Genomic DNA, 17,574 nt, shown 5'->3' with positions numbered 1-17,574 from the left:
TTACGATCCCTTTCTCCTCCGCTAGCGTCACCGCCGGGCCCGCCATGAACAAGATCCTGCTGCTCGAAGACCTCCCCGAGATCCGATCGTGGCTCAAGGGACTGGCCCTCCAGGTGTTTCCCAACGCCCAGGTCTCCGAGGCGGCGCGCGTTCACGACGCCCTCGCCCTCGTCAGCGCCGAGCGCTTCGACGTCGCCCTGATCGACCTCGGCCTGCCCGACGGCTCCGGCGTCGACGTGGTGGCATCGCTGCGCGAGAACCAGCCCGAGGCCCAGTCCGTCGTGGTCACGATCCACGACGATGACGATCATCTGTTTCCCGCCCTGCAGGCCGGCGCGTTCGGTTACCTGCTGAAAGAGCAGCCGCGCGAGCACTTCGTCGAGCAGCTGCAACGCATCAGCCAGGGAGAGCCGCCGCTGTCGCCCTCCATCGCGCGCCGCGTCATCGCCTACTTCGCCAAGCAGAACAAGCCGCAGGAGCGTCCGCAGAACCTGCCGCACGTCTCGCTCACCGACCGCGAGAACGAGGTGCTGCTGTGGGTCGCCAAGGGCTTCACGCTGCCCGAGATCGGCGTCCAGCTGAACCTGTCGCGCCACACCATTGCCGACTACGTCAAGCAGATCTACCGCAAGCTCAACGTGAGCTCGCGCGCCGAAGCCGCCCTCGAAGCCCAGCGCCTGGGCCTGTTCCGCCGATGATCGGCCGCCTCACCGGCCAGCTGTCGGAGAAGAACCCGCCGCAGGTGCTGGTCGACGTCAATGGCGTCGGCTATGAGGTCGACGTGCCCATGAGCACGTTCTACAACCTGCCCTCGCTTGGCGAACGGGTCACCCTGCTCACGCACTTCGTGGTGCGGGAGGACGCCCAGGTGCTGTTCGGCTTTCTCACCGGCGCCGAGCGCGCCACCTTCCGGCAACTCATCAAGATCACCGGGGTGGGCCCGCGAATGGCGCTGTCGCTGCTTTCGGGCCTGAGCGTGAGCGAACTCGCCCAGGCGGTGTCCCTCCAGGAGAGCGGCCGGCTGGTGAAGGTGCCCGGCATCGGCAAGAAGACCGCCGAGCGCCTGCTGCTCGAACTCAAGGGCAAGCTGGGCCCGGATCTGGCCCTGCCGGCCCATGTGGCCACCGACGCGCAGGCCGACATCCTGCAGGCGCTGGTCGCCCTCGGCTACAGCGACCGCGAGGCCGCCCTGGCCCTCAAGAGTCTGCCAGCGGACGCCACCGTGAGCGAAGGCATCAAGCTCGCACTCAAATCGCTGGCGCGATAGCGGGTTCTCCCTGAGACGGCGTCGCCGGCGACGCTGTCGCGCGACACCCCCTGGCTTGAATGTGCACACCCGTGCAATTTGAATCCTAGAATTCGGGATCGCTCCAGGATCCCCATGCCGCAAACGATCTCCGACCGCCTGCTTTCCCGCGTCGAGCGCTCACTGCGCCGGCGTGTGAGCCTGGACGTGGGGCCGCACCTGGCTCGCTGCGCCGCGCAGGCGCGGGGCGACGAGGACTTTCTCGCCGCCGCCGCCCGGCTGCTCGCCAGCCCCCGTGAACGCGAAGCGTGGCTTGCCTCGTGGCTGGTCCGTCGCTCGGACTCCGATGACACGGCGCCCGCCCCGCTCGACGCCCTGGGCCCCGAGGGTTCGCCCTTGATGGACGGCTTGCCGAGCGCACCGGTGCCCTTTGCCCAGCACAGTTTTCGCATCAGCCCCGCCCAGCGCGAGCGGCTGCGCGACGCCCTGGCGTTCGAGCTCGGCCCCATCGCCACGCTGTTGATCGAGACCGAGGCCGCCCGATCGGCGTCGGCCGGTGAACTGCTCGCTCGCCTGCAGACGCACCTTGACGACGAGGCGCAGCGAACCCGTTTCGTGCAGGCCACGCTCAGCCGCTTCCCGCGGGACGTCTGAGCACCCACGAGCGCCCTGCCCCACCCGGAGCCCGTCCATGTCCCTGAGATTCAAGCTGAGCCTTGCCTTCATCGCGTTGCCGCTGCTGGCCTTCGCGGCAATCGCGGCGGCCGCGTACACGATGGTGTCGAGGCATGCCGAAGCGGAGGTGGCGCGTGATGCACGCCGGCTGCTCGACGCCGCCCTGGCAGCACGTGACTACAACATGGGTCACGTCCTGCCCCACCTGGAGCCGCTGCTCGACCGGCATTTCGTGCCCGAGGCCATCCCGGCCCTCGCGGCGGCCGAGACCCTCGCCCGCCTCACCGCCGCAGCGCCCGGCCCGGCGTACCGGGAGGCGACGGTGAACGCCGTCAATCCGCACAACGCGCCCGTGGCCTGGGAGCGGGAAGTGGTCGAGCGCCTGCGCGCGTCGCCTGATCTCGAGGAACTGAGCGGTGAGGTGGACACCGAGCGAGGCCGGCAGGTGTACCTGGCACGCCCGCTTCGCGTGACCTCCACCGCGTGCCTCGCTTGCCACGGAGCGGCCGATGCCGCGCCCGCCTCCATGCTCAAACGCTATGGCCGCGAGTCAGGCTACGGATGGACGGTGGGCGAAACGGTCGGCGCGCAGATCATCACCACGCCGTCGCAGATGGCCAGTGACCGCACACGCCAGCTTTTCCTGCCGCTCGCGGCGGCACTGGGCGCCGGGCTGGCGCTCCTCGTCGGCACGGTGAGCGCCCTGATCCACAGCTCGCTGGTCCGGCCGGTCCGTGCGCTTGCCCGGGCCGCCGACGACCTGAGCCAGGGCGACCTGAGCGAGCCCGAACTGGCCGAGGACCGCAGCGACGAGTTCGGCTCGTTGCAGCGGTCGATCAACCGAATGCGCCGCAGCCTCGTGAAGGCCACGGCGCTGTTGCGCGGCTGAGGTCGCTCACGCTGCCGGCAGGCCGCTCGGGGCACCGACGCGCGGCACCGGCCTTGCGGCCTCGGTGCCCATCGAATTCGCGGTGCAGGCCGTCAGAAATCCACTGAAGCCGACGCAACGAAGGTGCGCGGCGCGCCGATCACCAGGTAGCCCGAGCCGGGGTAGCCCCCTGCTGAGGTCCAGTGGTCCGCGTCGGCCACGTTTTCCACCCGCGCCCGCAACGTGACGACCCGATCGGCCACCGCCATCACGTAGCGCGCGCCGAGGTCGACACGGGTCCAGGCCGGCACCTTCTGGGTGTTTGCGGCATCGGCGTACTGGGAGGTCGTGTGCAGCACCCGGCCATCCAGCGTGAGGCCGCGCAGACCCGCCACATCCCACTCGCTGCCGAGCGTCATCTGGGCCTTGGGGGCCCCGATGGCACGCTTGCCGTCGGTCGCGCCGCCATTGGTCTTGATCTGCTCGCCGTCGAGCAGGCTCAGGCCTGCCAGCAACCGCCAGCCGCGCACCGGCGCGCCGAAGGCCGACAGTTCCATGCCACGGTTGCGCTGCTCGCCATAGACGCCATAGATGCTGGTGGCCACGTCGGTGTAGGCCTGGGGCTGCGTCACCTGGAAGACCGACACCGCGGCACCGACGTTGCCTCCGTCGTACTTGGCGCCCACCTCCACCTGCCGCGAGCGGTAGGGCTTGAAGGTCTCGCCCGCATTGCTCGGCACCGGGAAGCCGCCCGCGCTCGGCACCTTGGCCAGGCCTTCGAGGTAGTTGGCGTACAGCGACACCGCCTTCGTCGCCTTGAACACACCGGCGACGACAGGCGTCACCCGGCTGCGCTTGTTCACCGGCGGCAGCAGCGCGCCGCTGTTGTAGTCGTAGCCCGAGGCCTCGATGGTCTGGTGCCGCAGGCCGAGGGTCAGCAGGAGCCGGTCCTCATTGAAGGACAGCGTGTCCGACAGCGCGATGCTGTGCGTGCGCGTCTTCTCGGTGACGAGCGGGCTCGCGAGCGAGCCGCCGGCGAACGCCACCGTCGTCGACGGCGCGACCTCGACCGGCTGGTAGATGTTGTAGTTGACCTGCTCGTAGAACACGTAGGCCTGGCGGCTCTCGGAGCGGAAGGCGTTTGCGGAGGCGTTGACCGTGTGGCCGACGCCGGCGGTGCGGAACTTGGCGCGCACCCCCAGCTCGCCGGTGCGAACCGTGTCCTCCCGGGCGAATTCGCTGCGGTAGGCCGAGGCGTTGCCTGCAGCGTCGTTGACGGTCGGATTGCTGAAGGCGGACGATTCGTAGCCGCGCCGGGCGCCGAAGGCGGCCCAGCCGGTCACCTGAGGCGCCAGGTCGATCTCGGCCCGCAGGGTGCCGAAGCGGTCACGCTCGTCGGACCAGGTCCAGGGCTGCGCCATGTTGACCGAGGCATCCGGCGCATCGCCGATGGGCACGCCCGGTGCGAAGGTCACGCTTGGCTGGCCCCGCTTGATCTTGTGGTCCTGGTAGCCGACGTCGGCCGACACCCGCACGCGGCTGTTGCGCCAATCCAGGCCGACGCCCACGCCGGACAGTTCGCCGGACTCGCCGTCCACCGCCGTGTCGCCATCGCGGCGCACCGCGTTGACACGCACGCCGGTGCTGTTGTCGGGTCCGAAGCGGCGCGCCACGTCGGCCGACACCGAGATCTGGCCGCCGGACTGGCTGCCCGCGGTGACCTGCGTCAGTGGCTCGGCCGTGGCTCGCTTCGGCACGATGTTGATCGCGCCGCCAATGCCGCTGCCGCCCGGTGCCGCACCGTTCAGGAACGCATTGGCGCCCAGCAGCACGTCAACCCGCTCGACAAACTCGGACGCCAGGTACTGCCGGGGCAGCAGACCGTACAAGCCGTTGTAGGCGATGTCATCCGAGTACAGCGGAAAGCCGCGCACCATGTAGAGCTGCTGGTAGTTGCCGAAGCCCCGCGCCACCCGAACGGCGGGCTCGTTCTGGAGGACGTCGCCCACGCTCGCCGTCTGCTGGTTGCGGATGGTTTCGCTGGTGAAGCTGCGCGTGTTGAACGGCGCGTCCATGAAGTCGAGCGTGCCCAGCAGTCCCACCCGTCCGCCACGGGCCACCTGGCCACCGGCGAAGGCCGGGCTCAGGCCTTCGGCCGAGGCATCGGCGTTGGCCCGCACCACGACCGGCGCCAGCGTTGTGCCGGCCTCGGGTGCCGGCGCGTCCTGGGCGGCGGTCGTGCCGCACAGCGCGCAAAGCGCGGCCGCAAGGGCGATTCGTGAAGGGCGGAAGCCCGCCGGGGCGCGAAGGAACTGCATGGGACGGTGATCCATAACAATGAGAATGGTTCGCATTTTGATGGAAAACCCGCGCTTCGGGTGAACACCTTGGCGATTGCGCACAATGGGCTTCCCTGGATCCCGGACCTCCGCCTTGCCGCCTCGCGCCAACGACCTCGCCCGAATGAAGTGGATCGCCCTGGCCCTGCTCGCCGGCGCTGCCGTCGTGTATGCCCTCGCATCGGTGATGCAGGCGCGGCATCCGGCCTGGGGCTATGTCGCCGCATTCTCGGAGGCTGCCATGGTGGGCGCGCTGGCCGACTGGTTCGCCGTCGTCGCGCTCTTTCGCCACCCCCTCGGCCTGCCCATTCCGCACACGGCGATCATTCCCAGCAACAAGGACCGCATCGGCGAGAACCTGGCGACCTTCATCTGCGCCAACTTCCTGGGCACCGAGCAGGTGCTGCAGAAACTGAAGGCATTCAAGGCCGGCGACCGGCTCGCCGCCTGGCTTGCCGACCCGGCGCACGCAGCGCAGGTGGCCAGCCACCTCGGCGCGGTGCTGGCCCATGCGCTTCGCGCCCTGGACGACGAGCCGGTGCGCCACTTCTTTCGCAGCACGGTGCTGGCCCGGCTCGACCGCGTCGACAGCACCCGCCTGGTGGGCGAACTGCTCGACGTGCTGACGGCCGATGGGCGCCACCAGCGGGTGCTCGACGCATCGCTTCGCCAGCTCGGTGACATCCTGAACGACGACACCCTGAAGGCCGAGGTCGCCGAAGTGGTCGCCGCGGAGGTGAAATACCTTCGCTTCGTGGGGCTCGACAACGCGGCGGGACGCTACGCCACCGAGAAGATGGTCGCCGGAGTCGTGCGCCTCATCGGCGAGATGGGCGAGGATCCGCAGCATCCCCTTCGGCAGCGCTTCGATGCCTTCATGGCCACCTTCATCGCCGACCTCAAGCACGACCCGGCGATGCAGGCCCGTGGCGAGCGGCTGAAGCAGGAGCTCCTCGGCCACCCGCAGCTGGCCGAGTACCTGCATGGCCTGTGGAGCCAGGTCATCGCCTGGACGCGCGACGACCTGGCCCGGGAGGACTCGACCGTGCGCGGCCGCATGGCGGAGGCGGCCCGCGGCCTGGGCGACCAGCTGCTGCGCGACGCCGGCATGCGCGAGTGGATCGACGCCCGCCTGCTGGCGACGGCGCCGCGCTGGATCGAACGCTACCGTGAGGACATCCGCCGCTACATCGTGGCGCGCGTCGCCGACTGGAACGCCGACGAGATGACGGGCGAACTCGAGCGCAACATCGGCCGCGACCTGCAGTTCATCCGCATCAACGGCACGCTGGTCGGGGGCCTGGCCGGTCTGCTGATCCACACCCTGACCGAACTGGCCAGGGCGTGATCCCGCGGGGTTGGCGCCCGTTCAGCGCACCGGTGTGAAGCGGTCGATGGCCTGGCGTCCGAGGAACGGCTGGTCGGTGAAGAAGCCGTCCATGCCGAGGCGAAGGAAGGCCTGGATGTGCGCCGCCATGTCGCCGAGCGCCGCCGCGTCGGTACCCGCATCGAATTCATTGGGCAGGAAGCTGTTTTCCGCGCGGAAGGTCCAGCCGTGCACCACGAGGCCGGCGCGGTGGGCGTCCGCCACGAAGCTGGTCGGCGTGCCCAGACGGCCGCCCACGAGCGGGATCATCAGGTTGGTGTGCGCGCCCACGCCATCCGCGTACGTGGCGATGTCGGCCAGGCCTTCGGGTCGGGCGAGGTCGGCATAGGTGCGCGGGTCACCGCTCAGCACGAAGTCATAGGGCCGACCGGCGGCGCTCAGCAGCTGGGCGAGCGGCACGCGGGTCATGCGGGCCAGCCGGCGCAGGTTCTGGGTCTCGAACGACTGGATGATGACCGGGGCGTTCTTGCCGTGGTAACCGAAGCGGTGCAGCAAGCGCACCAGCGGTTCCTCGAGCGGCTTGCCGATGCCCTGGAAGTAGCTCGGGTGCTTCGTCTCGGGATAGACCCCGATCGGGCGCACGTGGCGCCGGCCGCCTTCGCGCCGCGCCTCCTCGCGGCGCGCCTCGTTCGCCCGGTCCACCAGCTGCAGCACCTCCTCGAAGGTGGGCACCTCGAACTGGTTGTCGAAGCGGGTGTTGGCCGTGCGCAGCTGCGGCAGGCGCTCGCGTGCGCGCAGCGTCTTGAGTTCGGCGAGGGTGAAGTCCTCGGTGAACCAGCCGGTGACGGCCGTGCCGTCGATGGTCTTGGTGGTCTTGCGGGCAGCGAACTCCGGCCGATCCGCCACGTCCGTGGTGGCCTCGCGCAGGCTGCCATCGGCATTCAGGATCGCGATGGCGTTCTCATGTCGCGCCACGAGCACGCCGTCCTTCGTGATGACGAGGTCGGGCTCGACGAAGTCGGCGCCCTGCTCGATGGCCAGCCAGTAGGCCGCCAGGGTGTGCTCCGGCACATAGCCGCTCGCGCCGCGGTGGGCCACGAGTACCGGCTTCGCAGGCGCCGCCGGGGGACGTTCGTGGGCCGACAGCGGCAGGGACAGGCCGGCCGACAGGGCCAGCAGGGCGAGAACACGTGCATTCATCGGGAAGCCTCCAGTGGAATTTCGCCGAACGATAGGCCGCCGCCATGACGGCCTCATGAAGCCCGGGCTATGCTGCGCGCCCTGCCGTGATTCCGCAAGCCATGCAACCCGCCGCGCTCCGTACCATTCTTCCCCTGTCGCTCATCACCTGCACGAGCATGCTGGCCATGGACCTGTACCTGCCGGCCGTGCCCACGCTGCAGCAGGCACTCGGCATCCCGGTGACCCTGGCACAGGCCACCATCGCCCTGTTCCTGGCCGGACTGGCCGCCTCGCAACTGGTCTGGGGCGACGCACTGAACCGGCTCGGGCCGCGTCGCTGCGTGCTGATCGGAGGGGGGCTGCTGGTGGTGACCAGCGCCGGCTGTGCGCTGGCCCCCGACATCGCGTGGCTGCTCGCACTGCGCTTCGTCCAGGGCGCTGCAGCCGGGGCCGCGGCCGTCGTGGCGCCCAGCGTCGTGCGGGCCACGCTCGGTGACCACGATGCGGTGCGCGGGCTGGCCGCCATCTCGATGATCGAGTCCATCGTGCCGGCGGCCGGGCCGGTGCTGGGCGCGGCCCTGCTGTTGACGACCGACTGGCGCGGCACGTTCTGGGTCGTCGCGGGCGTCACCTTGCTGGCCCTGCCCTTCGTGGTCCGCACCGCGCCCGTGGTGCTCCCCGGGCTCGACCACAGCGTGAAGTCGGGCTACCGCACCATCCTGCGCAACCGCAAGTTCGTGCGCGTGGCGCTCTCGCAGGCGCTGTGCATGGGCGCGCTGCTCACCTTCGTCGCCAGTGCGCCGCAATTGGCCGTCAATGCCTTCGGACTGGGCACCGGCGCTTTCGCGGTGCTGCAGGTCTGCAGCGTGGCCACCTTCATGGTGGTGGCCAGCCAGTCCGGGCGCATCAGCAAGCGCATCGGCGCGCCCGGGGCCATCCGCCTCGGCGCGCGCCTGCATGTGCTGCTGTGCGGTTTGCTGGTGATCAGTGCCGCCATCGGGCGCCTGCCCTTCCCGGCACTCGTGGTGTTCTGGTGCGGCTTCTGCGGCGCACTGGCGGTCCGCGGCCCGGCGTCGTTCAGCGAGGCGCTGGCCTTGCCGCCGTCCCAGATGGGCCGCGCCTCCGCGCTGCTCATGCTCGCCATCCTGCTGGTGGGCGCCCTGGGCACGCAGGCCGTGGCACCGTTCATGGGCGGCTCGTCACCGGTGCCGCTGGCGAGCGCGATGCTGCTGATGTGTGCGCTGGCCCTGTGGCTGGTGTCGCCCTACCCGAAGACCCGCGGCTGACGCGCCCGCTGCACCGGGGCCACACTGCGCATCTCACTGACCGACCGCGGGACTGACCATGAGGGACACCGTTGCATGACCGAGGATCTCCGCGCGCTGACCTCGCGCTTTCCACGAGCAGGCCGCCTCGACGCCATCCTGCTGCGACCGGCGCCGCGCATACCGGTGCAGCGCGTCGAGCAGGTGCAGGCCATCGCGGGGCGCGGCCTCGAAGGCGATCGCGCGCGCAGCGGCGGACGGCGCCAGGTCACGCTCATCCAGGCCGAGCATCTTCCGGTGATCGCCACCCTGCTCGGTCACGACACGGTGCAGGCCGAGGCGCTGCGGCGCAACCTCGTCGTCTCGGGGCTCAACCTGCTGGCGGCCCGTTCGCTCTTCCGTGACCGGCCGCTGGTGCTGTGGATCGGCAATGTGGTGCAGCTGGAAGTGACGGGGCCCTGCGAGCCCTGTTCGCGCATGGAGGCGGTCCTTGGCCCCGGCGGCTACAACGCACTGCGCGGCCACGGTGGTGTCACGGCCCGCGTCCTCGTCGGCGGCCCGCTGCACGCCGGCGACGCCATCACCGTGAGCGCCCCACCCGCCACCTGACCCGTGACGCGGTGGAATGGGCAAGACCTGCGGAGCTTCGTGCACGCGCAGGTGCCCCTCCCTTCCTACGATGACTTCCATGCACAACACGGCGTGGAACACACGCAACGAAGGAGAGAACATGAGCAGAATCTGGTTCGTGACGGGCGCCGGCCGCGGCATTGGCGCCCACATTGCCGGTGCCGCACTGGCGGCCGGTGACCGCGTGGTGGCCACGGGTCGCAACCTCGGCGCACTCGAGTCCCGTTACGGGCCCTACGGCGAGCGCGTGCTCTGCGTGCCGCTCGACACGGCGCGGGAGGCCGACAGCGCCACCGCGGTGGCCGCGGCCCTGGACCGCTTCGGCCGCATCGACGTGCTGGTCAACAACGCGGGCTACGGCCAGCTCGGGGTCTTCGAGGAGATCGCCGCCGCCGACGTGGTCCGCCAGTTCGAGACGAACGTCTTCGGCCTGATGCACGTGACGCGAGCCGCACTGCCGGTGATGCGCCGCCAGCGCAGCGGGCACGTCATCAACCTCGCCTCCGTGGGCGGCTTCATGGGCTTCGCCGGCTCCGCCGTCTATTGCGCCGCCAAGTTCGCCGTCGAGGGATTCTCGGAGTCGCTGGCTCTCGAAGTACAGCCGTTCGGGATCCACGTCACCATCGTCGAGCCCGGCTTCTTCCGCACCGACTTCCTGGACACGAGCTCGGTGCGCTACGGCGCCCTCGCGGTGGACGACTACCGGCGCGACATGCCCGACGGCCGCACCTATGAAAGCTACAACGGCCGGCAACCGGGCGATCCGGCCCGCTTGGGACGGGCCATCGTTCAGCTCGCCGGCACGGCCGAACCGCCCTTGCACTTCGTCGCCGGCACCGACGCCCTGGGCATGCTCGACGGCGCATTGCAGCGCCGCCGGCTGGAGGTGGACGCGCATCGTGCGCTGTCCGCCAGCACCGACGGCGACTTCTGAGCCGGCGACGGCCACGCTCCCGGGGTGGCGTGGACGCCCAGCGCGTCATGCGGTCGACCGGGTCGCGGATGCGCCGGCGGCGCCCGCTCCCCGCGCGTCGCGCGACGGCGGCAGCCCGAACAGCCGCGCGTATTCCCGGCTGAACTGTGAAGCGCTCTCATAGCCCACGGTGTAGCCGGCCGTCGATACCTCCACGCCTTCTCCCAGCAGCAGTCGGCGCGCCTCCTGCAGCCGCAGCTGCTTCTGGAACTGCAACGGACTCATCGACGTGACGGCCTTGAAGTGGTGGTGCAGCGACGAGCTGCTCATGCCGGCCTCCCGCGCCAGCGCCTCGATGGTGAGCGGCTCCATGAAGTTGGCCTTGAGCCAGGCGATGGCGCGCCCGACACGCTGCGCATGGCTGTCGCAGCGCACGGCCTGGGCGAGGCGCTCGCCCTGCTCGCTGCGCAGCAGCCGGTACACCAGCTCCCGGCTGGCCAGCGGCGCGAGCGCTGCGGCATCCTCCGGCTCGTCGAGGAGCCGCATCAGGCGGATGGCGGCGTCGAGCATTTCCTCCGTGACCCGGCCCAGGAACAGGCCGCGACGAGTGCCCCGCGAAGACTTGGCCCGCATGCCGACCTGCAGCACCAGTTCAGTCACTTCCTTCACGTCCAGGTCGAGCCGGAAGCAGAGGTAGGGCTGCGCGACGGAAGCGTGCGTCACCTGGGCGCTGACGGGCAGGTCGGACGAGAACACGAGGAAGCGGGCGGCGTCATATTCGTAGTGCTCCTGGCCCAATGTCACCCGCTTGGCGCCCTGGGCCACGATGCAGACGGCCGGCTGGTGCAGGCCATGGGCGGTCTCCTCGCTCGGCCCGGAATACCGGATCGAGGACACCCCTGGCAAGGCGGTCGGCCAGGTGCCCTCGCCCGGCGCGTGGCGGCCCAGGTGCCGGGCGAGTTCATCGAGGCGGCCGGCATCGACGCGGAGCGGTTGCGCGTGCAGCGGATCAGGATGGCGGAGGGCGGAAGACATGGCGGGTGCGGAGGGGCTCGGCGGGCTGCGGTCGGGCGAGGCGGCCGACCCAGCAAGAGGTCGGCGCGCCCCGCACTATCGCATCCGAATCCCCGTTGCGCCCAGCCCTTCAAGCCGCCACGAGCCGCAGGCAGGTGATCTCCGACGGCGCGCCGAAACGCTTTGGCGGCCCCCAGTACCCGGTCCCCCGGCTGGTGTAGACCCACAGGTCGCGCAAGCGGTGCAGGCCCGCCGTGTACGGCTGCTGCAGCGGCACGAACAGGTTCCACGGAAAGAACTGGCCGCCGTGGGTGTGGCCTGACAACTGCAGGTGGTAGCCGGCCTCGGCCGCCAGCGCGGCGGTGCGGGGCTGATGGGCCAGCAGCAATCGGGCGCCGGCGTCGGCTGGTGCGCCCGCCACCGCGCCCAGCGGATCGCTGCGATGGCTCGGATCGAAGTGATGGGCCGACCAGTCCGCCACGCCCGCCACCACCACCTGACCCGCGCCGTGGCGCAGCACCACGTGCTCGTTCATCAGCACCGTGAGCTCCAGACGGCGCAACTCGTCGATCCAGGCGTGTGCGCCGGCGTAGTACTCGTGATTCCCCGTCACGACGTAGGTGCCGTGACGCGAGGCGAGCCCCGCCAGCGGCGCGACGTGGGCGGCCAGCTCGCTCACGCTGCCGTCGACCAGGTCGCCTGTCACGGCCACCATGTCCGGCCGCAACCCGTTGACGCGGTCCACGATGGCCTGAACGTAGCGCGCCTTGATGGTCGGGCCGACGTGGATGTCGGTGATCTGCGCGATGGTAAAGCCGTGCAGGTCCTCGGGCAGGCCGCGGATCGGCACGTCCACCCGCACCACGGATGCGGTGCGCCGGGCGTTGAGGAAGCCGGCCAGCGTCACCAGAGCGCCCAGCACCAGCACCGCGACGGCGGAATGGGCTTCGACCGCCGCACCCAACCCGCCGAGAGGCCAGGCCACCAGCAGGACGACATCGCGCAGGACGGTCAGCACGAACAGCGAGGAGAACAGCCCCATCAGCCCGAGCCCCACCCAGGCCAGCGCGTCGGCATGGCGACGCGAGCGCAGGCGCGGCGCCATCAGCCCGAGCGGCATGAGGGCCGCCGAGCAAGCCAGCAGCAGGCCGAGCGCGGCTTGCCCGGCGACGCCGGCGGGCAAGTCCGGCACCAGACGCAGCCCCAGGTAGAGGTGCAGGAAGGCCGACAGGCCGAACAGGAAGAGGCGGGTCATCGACCCGAGGTGCGGCCGGTCTGCGCCGGTTCAAGCTGCTTCCGCAGTCTTTGCTGTCAGCGGCGGACTGCCTTCCCGCACAGCCACCCCACTGGACACCTGCACGTCGGCCGGGCCCGTCGGAGCACGGCATGCCCTCAGCACCTGACGCTCACGAGTCAATGGCGCAGCAGGGGTCGTCACCCCGGCCGATACAATGCGGCCCCTCTCCTCTGCAGGCCGTCCCATGTCCGATCGCTTCGCCGTGTTGCCGCAATACCTGCTGCCCAAGCAGGCACTGACCGCGCTCGCGGGCCGCATCGCCTCGACACCGGCGGGCCCTGCGACGACGCGTCTGATCCAGTGGTTCGTCGGCCGGTATGGCGTGGACATGAGCGAGGCGGCCAATCCGGAGCTCGGCAGCTACAAGACCTTCAACGAGTTCTTCACGCGCCCGCTGAAGGCCGGAGTCCGCCCCATCGCGCGAGCCGATCTCATCTGCCCGGTCGACGGTGCCATCAGCCAGTACGGCCGCATCGAGCACGACCAGCTGATCCAGGCCAAGGGACACCGGTATTCCACCGCGGCACTCGTAGGCGGCGACGCCGCGCTCGCCGCCCGCTTCGATCACGGCAGTTTCGCCACCCTGTACCTCAGCCCGCGCGACTACCACCGCATCCACATGCCCTGCGAAGGGCGGCTGCGCCGCATGATCTACGTGCCGGGTGCGCTCTTTTCCGTCAACCCGACCACGGCGCGCGGCGTCCCGGGACTGTTCGCCCGCAATGAGCGCGTGGTCTGCGTCTTCGACTCGGCACTCGGTCCGTTCGTGCTCGTGCTCGTGGGCGCCACCATCGTGGGCAGCATGGCCACGGTCTGGCACGGGGTGGTGAATCCGCCGCGCGCCCGCGAGGTTCGGGAGTGGACCTACGACGACAAGAAGATCACGCTCAAGAAGGGCGAGGAAATGGGCCGCTTCCTGCTCGGCTCCACCGTCGTCATGCTGTTCCCGGATACGCCGCTCACCTTCAATCCCACGTGGGCCACCGAGCGCCCGGTGCGACTGGGCGAGCCGATGGCCAACCGCGAGTGAGCCACCGGCCGCAGCCACGCGTGCGGCCCGCAGTGAGGCAAGGCCGGCGAAAGGGCCTGCGCCCGTCGGCGTCTTGAAACAGGGGATTCGCGGCTGACGGCGTTCCGGTTCACACTGGCGCGCTGTCCCAGGAGCCGACATGCCTTCAACCGCCGCCGCACCTTCCACCCGCCTCGAACGCGACAGCATGGGCGAGCTCGCCGTGCCCGCCGATGCCCTGTATGGCGCCCAGACCCAGCGGGCGGTGAACAACTTCCACATCAGCGGCCAGCGCATGCCCACCGCCTTCATCCGGGCGCTGCTGATGGTGAAGGCCGCGGCAGCCCGGGCGAACATCGCGCTGGATGCCGTGCCGCGCGAGATCGGCGAGGCCATCATCGAGGCCTGCCGCCAGTTGCTTGCGGCACCCGAGTCCGAGCGCATGCAGCACTTTCCGGTCGAGGTCTTCCAGACCGGCTCGGGCACCAGCACCAACATGAATGCCAACGAGGTCATCGCCACGCTGGCCAGCCGTGCCTTGAAGGCGCCGGTCAGTGCCAATGACCATGTGAACGCCAGCCAGAGCAGCAACGACGCCATTCCCACCGCGCTGCATGTCAGCACGGCCGTGGGCCTGCACGAAGACCTGCTGCCCGCGCTCGACCACCTCGCCAGCATCACGCGGGCAAAGGCACGCACCGTCTATCACCACGTGAAGACCGGCCGCACCCACCTGATGGACGCCATGCCCGTGCGCCTGAGCCAGGTGCTCGACGGCTGGGCCCAGCAGGTCGAGGACGCCGCGGCGCGCCTGCGGTCGAGCCTGCCCGGCCTGCAGCGCCTGGCCCAGGGCGGCACGGCGGTGGGCACCGGGGTGAACACCCATCCCGACTTCGCGGCCCGCTTCGCCGCCGAACTGAGTGCCAGCACGGGGCTCGCCTTCGCGCCGGCGCCCGACTTCTTCGCGGTCATGGGGGCACAGGACGGCGTGGTGGCCGCATCGGGCCAGATGAAGGCGGCGGCCGTGGCCCTGATGAAGATCGCCAACGACCTGCGCTGGATGAACTCCGGGCCACTGGCCGGCCTCGCCGAGATCGAGCTCGAGGCCCTGCAGCCGGGCTCTTCCATCATGCCCGGCAAGGTCAACCCGGTGATCCCGGAAGCCACCGCCATGGTGGCCGCGCAGGTGATCGGCAACGACGCGGCCATCACCGTGGCCGGGCAATCGGGCAACTTCGAGCTGAACGTGATGCTGCCGGTGATCGCCCGCAACGTGCTGGAATCGACCCAGTTGCTGGCCAACGCCAGCCGGCTGCTGGCCGACAAGGCCATCGCCAGCTTCCGTGTCAACGAGGCCCAGTTGCAGCAGGCGCTCGCCCGCAACCCTATCCTGGTGACGGCACTGAACCCGCTCATCGGCTACCTGAAAGCGGCCGAAATCGCCAAGATCGCCTACAAGGAAGGCCGCCCCATCCTCGATGTCGCCGAGGAACACACGGACCTCGGACGCGAACGCCTGGCAGCCCTCCTCGACCCGGTGAAACTCACCGGACCCTGAGAAGCGGTTGTTCGCACGATTTGGAGCGGCGGCTCCCACCGCCGGCAGCATTCGATGCGCGCTGCGGGGAGGCACCGGAGCGACGACCTGACAGCGCTTGCTGAAAGGTCGGTGCAGCCGTTCCCGGGCCGCGTCCACTGATCATGCAAACAAGCGAGAGACGCAGCGCCGGTGCGTCGCCGCTCACAGCACTTGCCGCTTCTGCAGCACGGAAATCAGCACGCACACAGCCAGGATGCCGACCACCACCCAGCGCACCCCGTGGCTGGGAACAACGCCGAACAGCCGCAGGTACTGCGCGGGGAAGACGTGCCAGCAGTTGGGACAGCGGACGTCAGGGCCCTTGCGCGAGAACCAGCTGTAGCCGATGCGCATGCCGTGGGCCACCAGGTTCTTGTTGGCCGGAAATTCGGCGTTGCACTTGGGGCACAGTTCGGTGTGATGCATGGGTGGCCGCGGTTGATGGAATCGGACGTCTGGCCCTACCGGGGCGACTCGGAGGAGGCCGGACGCTTACTCTGAGGCGCGCCGGTTCGCTGCAAGTCGACGACCGCGCGAGCAACCCACACCGCTCAGAGTCTCAGTGCTTCATCATGTGCGGCCGCGCGCCGGCCGCCTCGACCTTCAGTGTCACCTTCACTTCGCCGGCCTTCTCGAACTTCAGCGTGGCCGGGAAGCTCTCGCCCACCTTGAGCGGGCCCTTGAGGCCCATGAACATCATGTGCAGGCCGCCCGGTTTGAGCTCCACCGTCTGTCCCGCCGGCAGGTCGATGCCTTCGACCTGGCGCATGCGCATCACGTCGCCGTCCATCGACATGGTGTGGAGTTCGACCGTGCGCGCCACGTCCGCCTGCACCGCCACCAGGCGATCGGCCGACGTGCCGGCATTGCGGATCTGCGCATAGCCTCCGCCCGCGGCCTGGCCCGGCGCCGTCGCACGGGCATAGGCGTGGGTCACCTCGATCGTCGCGGCAGACTGGGCGCTCGCCACGCCCCAGCAGAGCGCCAGCAGGGCGCCGAGGGCCAGGCCAGCAGCGCGGCGCGACGGGGGGTGAATCGACTTCATCTGCAATCCTTCCGAGGTTCCGGCACCTTGCCGTACGGTTGCCATTGTCGCTCGGGTGATGCGGGCAGTCGCCGCCGATAATGGCGCCATGAGCATCCAGACCGACGATTTCGAGCCCGTGCGCCGGGTGGTGAGCGCCGCACCGAGCTCGCCGAACGAAGAGGCGATCGAGCGGGCGCTGCGGCCCAAGGGACTGGCCGAGTACATCGGCCAGGCGAAAGCGCGCGAGCAGCTGGAGATCTTCATCGGCGCGGCCAGGAAGCGGTCCGAGGCGCTCGACCACGTGCTGCTCTTCGGGCCACCCGGCCTCGGCAAGACGACGCTCAGCCACATCATCGCCAACGAGCTCGGGGTGAACCTACGACAGACGTCCGGTCCCGTGCTCGAGAAGCCCAAGGACCTGGCGGCCCTGCTGACCAACCTCGAGCGCAACGACGTCCTCTTCATCGACGAGATCCACCGGCTGTCTCCGGTGGTCGAGGAAATCCTGTACCCGGCGCTCGAGGACTACCAGATCGACATCATGATCGGCGAGGGTCCCGCTGCCCGCTCGATCAAGCTGGACCTCCAGCCGTTCACCCTCGTCGGCGCCACCACGCGCGCCGGCATGCTGACCAACCCGTTGCGCGACCGCTTCGGCATCGTGGCGCGCCTGGAGTTCTATACCGCTGACGAACTGGCGCGCATCGTCTTCCGCTCGGCCGGTTTGCTGGGCGTGAGCATCGACAACGAAGGGGCCTTCGAGATCGCCCGCCGCTCGCGCGGTACGCCCCGCATCGCCAACCGCCTGCTGCGCCGGGTGCGCGACTATGCCGACGTGAAGGGCGACGGCCGCATCAGCAAGCCGCTGGCCGACCTCGCGCTGAAGATGCTCGACGTCGACCCGGAGGGGTTCGATGTGATGGACCGCAAGCTGCTTGAGGCGGTGGTGCACCGCTTCGACGGTGGGCCGGTCGGCTTGGACAACGTGGCGGCCGCGATCGGCGAGGAGCGGGACACCATCGAGGATGTCATCGAGCCGTTCCTCATCCAGCAGGGTTTTCTGCAGCGCACCCCGCGCGGACGCGTGGCCACACTGGCGGCGTATCGCCATCTCGGCGTGACGCCGCCCAAGCGGGCCGGCGCGCTGGACCTCTTCGACGGCGTTTGATCACCCGCCGAGCGGCCTCCGCCCCGGCTCAGCAG

17 protein-coding genes are annotated in these 17,574 nt (G+C 69.9%); 11 read left to right on the top strand and 6 right to left on the bottom strand.

Translation table 11 applies throughout. The features are described 5' to 3' along the window. The first annotated feature begins 44 nt into the window (after positions 1–44). From ACSQ2F_RS22780 to ACSQ2F_RS22765, 4 genes are all read left to right on the top strand, one after another. Positions 45–698: a response regulator gene (locus ACSQ2F_RS22780; protein ID WP_436026631.1), complete on the top strand. Its 654-nt coding sequence runs from the start codon at positions 45–47 to the stop codon at positions 696–698. Then, positions 695–1,267, top strand: a complete 573-nt coding sequence (ruvA, locus tag ACSQ2F_RS22775) for a Holliday junction branch migration protein RuvA (protein ID WP_436026629.1) — start codon at positions 695–697, stop codon at positions 1,265–1,267. The genes ACSQ2F_RS22780 and ruvA overlap by 4 nt, the downstream gene beginning before the upstream one ends. Positions 1,268–1,381: 114 nt before the next feature. Further along, entirely contained in the window at positions 1,382–1,900 is a 519-nt protein-coding gene (locus tag ACSQ2F_RS22770) for a hypothetical protein (RefSeq protein ID WP_436026627.1), read from the top strand. Between the two features lie 37 nt (positions 1,901–1,937). Further along, positions 1,938–2,810: a c-type heme family protein gene (locus tag ACSQ2F_RS22765; protein WP_436026626.1), complete on the top strand. Its 873-nt coding sequence runs from the start codon at positions 1,938–1,940 to the stop codon at positions 2,808–2,810. Between the two features lie 92 nt (positions 2,811–2,902). Here the strand turns inward: ACSQ2F_RS22765 and ACSQ2F_RS22760 are convergent, their stop codons facing one another. Beyond that, complete coding sequence (locus tag ACSQ2F_RS22760; RefSeq protein WP_436026624.1) at positions 2,903–5,107, bottom strand: TonB-dependent receptor; 2,205 nt, start codon at positions 5,105–5,107, stop codon at positions 2,903–2,905. 145 nt (positions 5,108–5,252) lie between these two features. Here ACSQ2F_RS22760 and ACSQ2F_RS22755 point away from each other — a divergent pair, with 145 nt between their 5' ends. Beyond that, entirely contained in the window at positions 5,253–6,476 is a 1,224-nt protein-coding gene (locus ACSQ2F_RS22755; RefSeq protein ID WP_436026622.1) for a DUF445 domain-containing protein, read from the top strand. Between the two features lie 21 nt (positions 6,477–6,497). On the opposite strand, the gene ACSQ2F_RS22750 is transcribed toward ACSQ2F_RS22755, so the two are convergent. Beyond that, a complete protein-coding gene (locus ACSQ2F_RS22750; RefSeq protein ID WP_436026620.1) occupies positions 6,498–7,655 on the bottom strand; it encodes a glycerophosphodiester phosphodiesterase in 1,158 nt (385 codons plus the stop codon). A 101-nt stretch (positions 7,656–7,756) separates the two neighbouring features. On the opposite strand from ACSQ2F_RS22750, the gene ACSQ2F_RS22745 reads away from it, so the two are divergent. The 3 genes from ACSQ2F_RS22745 to ACSQ2F_RS22735 all read left to right on the top strand — a co-directional run bounded on the left by ACSQ2F_RS22745 (position 7,757) and on the right by ACSQ2F_RS22735 (position 10,466). Continuing rightward, positions 7,757–8,923 (top strand): MFS transporter, encoded by a 1,167-nt coding sequence (locus ACSQ2F_RS22745; RefSeq protein WP_436026618.1) that lies wholly within the window; start codon positions 7,757–7,759, stop codon positions 8,921–8,923. Between the two features lie 75 nt (positions 8,924–8,998). Beyond that, positions 8,999–9,511 carry an MOSC domain-containing protein gene (locus tag ACSQ2F_RS22740; RefSeq protein WP_436026616.1) on the top strand — a complete coding sequence of 171 codons (513 nt, stop codon included), beginning with the start codon at positions 8,999–9,001 and terminating at the stop codon, positions 9,509–9,511. Positions 9,512–9,632: 121 nt separating this feature from the next. Next, positions 9,633–10,466: an SDR family NAD(P)-dependent oxidoreductase gene (locus ACSQ2F_RS22735; RefSeq protein ID WP_436026614.1), complete on the top strand. Its 834-nt coding sequence runs from the start codon at positions 9,633–9,635 to the stop codon at positions 10,464–10,466. A 45-nt stretch (positions 10,467–10,511) separates the two neighbouring features. Here the strand turns inward: ACSQ2F_RS22735 and ACSQ2F_RS22730 are convergent, their stop codons facing one another. Next, positions 10,512–11,480 carry an AraC family transcriptional regulator N-terminal domain-containing protein gene (locus ACSQ2F_RS22730; protein WP_436026612.1) on the bottom strand — a complete coding sequence of 323 codons (969 nt, stop codon included), beginning with the start codon at positions 11,478–11,480 and terminating at the stop codon, positions 10,512–10,514. Positions 11,481–11,589: 109 nt separating this feature from the next. Further along, positions 11,590–12,714, bottom strand: a complete 1,125-nt coding sequence (locus ACSQ2F_RS22725) for a metallophosphoesterase (protein ID WP_436026610.1) — start codon at positions 12,712–12,714, stop codon at positions 11,590–11,592. Positions 12,715–12,940: 226 nt separating this feature from the next. On the opposite strand from ACSQ2F_RS22725, the gene asd reads away from it, so the two are divergent. Together asd and ACSQ2F_RS22715 are read left to right on the top strand one after the other, a co-directional pair. Next, a complete protein-coding gene (gene asd / locus ACSQ2F_RS22720) occupies positions 12,941–13,786 on the top strand; it encodes an archaetidylserine decarboxylase (RefSeq protein ID WP_436026608.1) in 846 nt (281 codons plus the stop codon). Positions 13,787–13,925: 139 nt separating this feature from the next. Further along, positions 13,926–15,323, top strand: a complete 1,398-nt coding sequence (locus ACSQ2F_RS22715) for a class II fumarate hydratase (RefSeq protein ID WP_436026607.1) — start codon at positions 13,926–13,928, stop codon at positions 15,321–15,323. 183 nt (positions 15,324–15,506) lie between these two features. Here the strand turns inward: ACSQ2F_RS22715 and ACSQ2F_RS22710 are convergent, their stop codons facing one another. Then, the gene (locus ACSQ2F_RS22710; RefSeq protein ID WP_436026606.1) at positions 15,507–15,770 is read right to left on the bottom strand and encodes a hypothetical protein; all 264 of its coding nucleotides are present in this window, start codon (positions 15,768–15,770) and stop codon (positions 15,507–15,509) included. A 133-nt stretch (positions 15,771–15,903) separates the two neighbouring features. Then, positions 15,904–16,389 (bottom strand): copper chaperone PCu(A)C, encoded by a 486-nt coding sequence (locus tag ACSQ2F_RS22705; protein WP_436026605.1) that lies wholly within the window; start codon positions 16,387–16,389, stop codon positions 15,904–15,906. A gap of 88 nt (positions 16,390–16,477) precedes the next feature. On the opposite strand from ACSQ2F_RS22705, the gene ruvB reads away from it, so the two are divergent. Next, complete coding sequence (gene ruvB, locus ACSQ2F_RS22700) at positions 16,478–17,539, top strand: Holliday junction branch migration DNA helicase RuvB (protein ID WP_436026603.1); 1,062 nt, start codon at positions 16,478–16,480, stop codon at positions 17,537–17,539. Positions 17,540–17,574 lie beyond the last annotated feature (35 nt).

It is taken from the genome of Rhizobacter sp. LjRoot28, assembly GCF_964253025.1.
In the GTDB taxonomy this organism is placed as follows: Bacteria; Pseudomonadota; Gammaproteobacteria; order Burkholderiales; family Burkholderiaceae_C; genus Rhizobacter.
The sequence above is the reverse complement of the archived record's forward strand: the minus strand, read 5'-3'. Positions and strand labels throughout refer to the sequence as shown.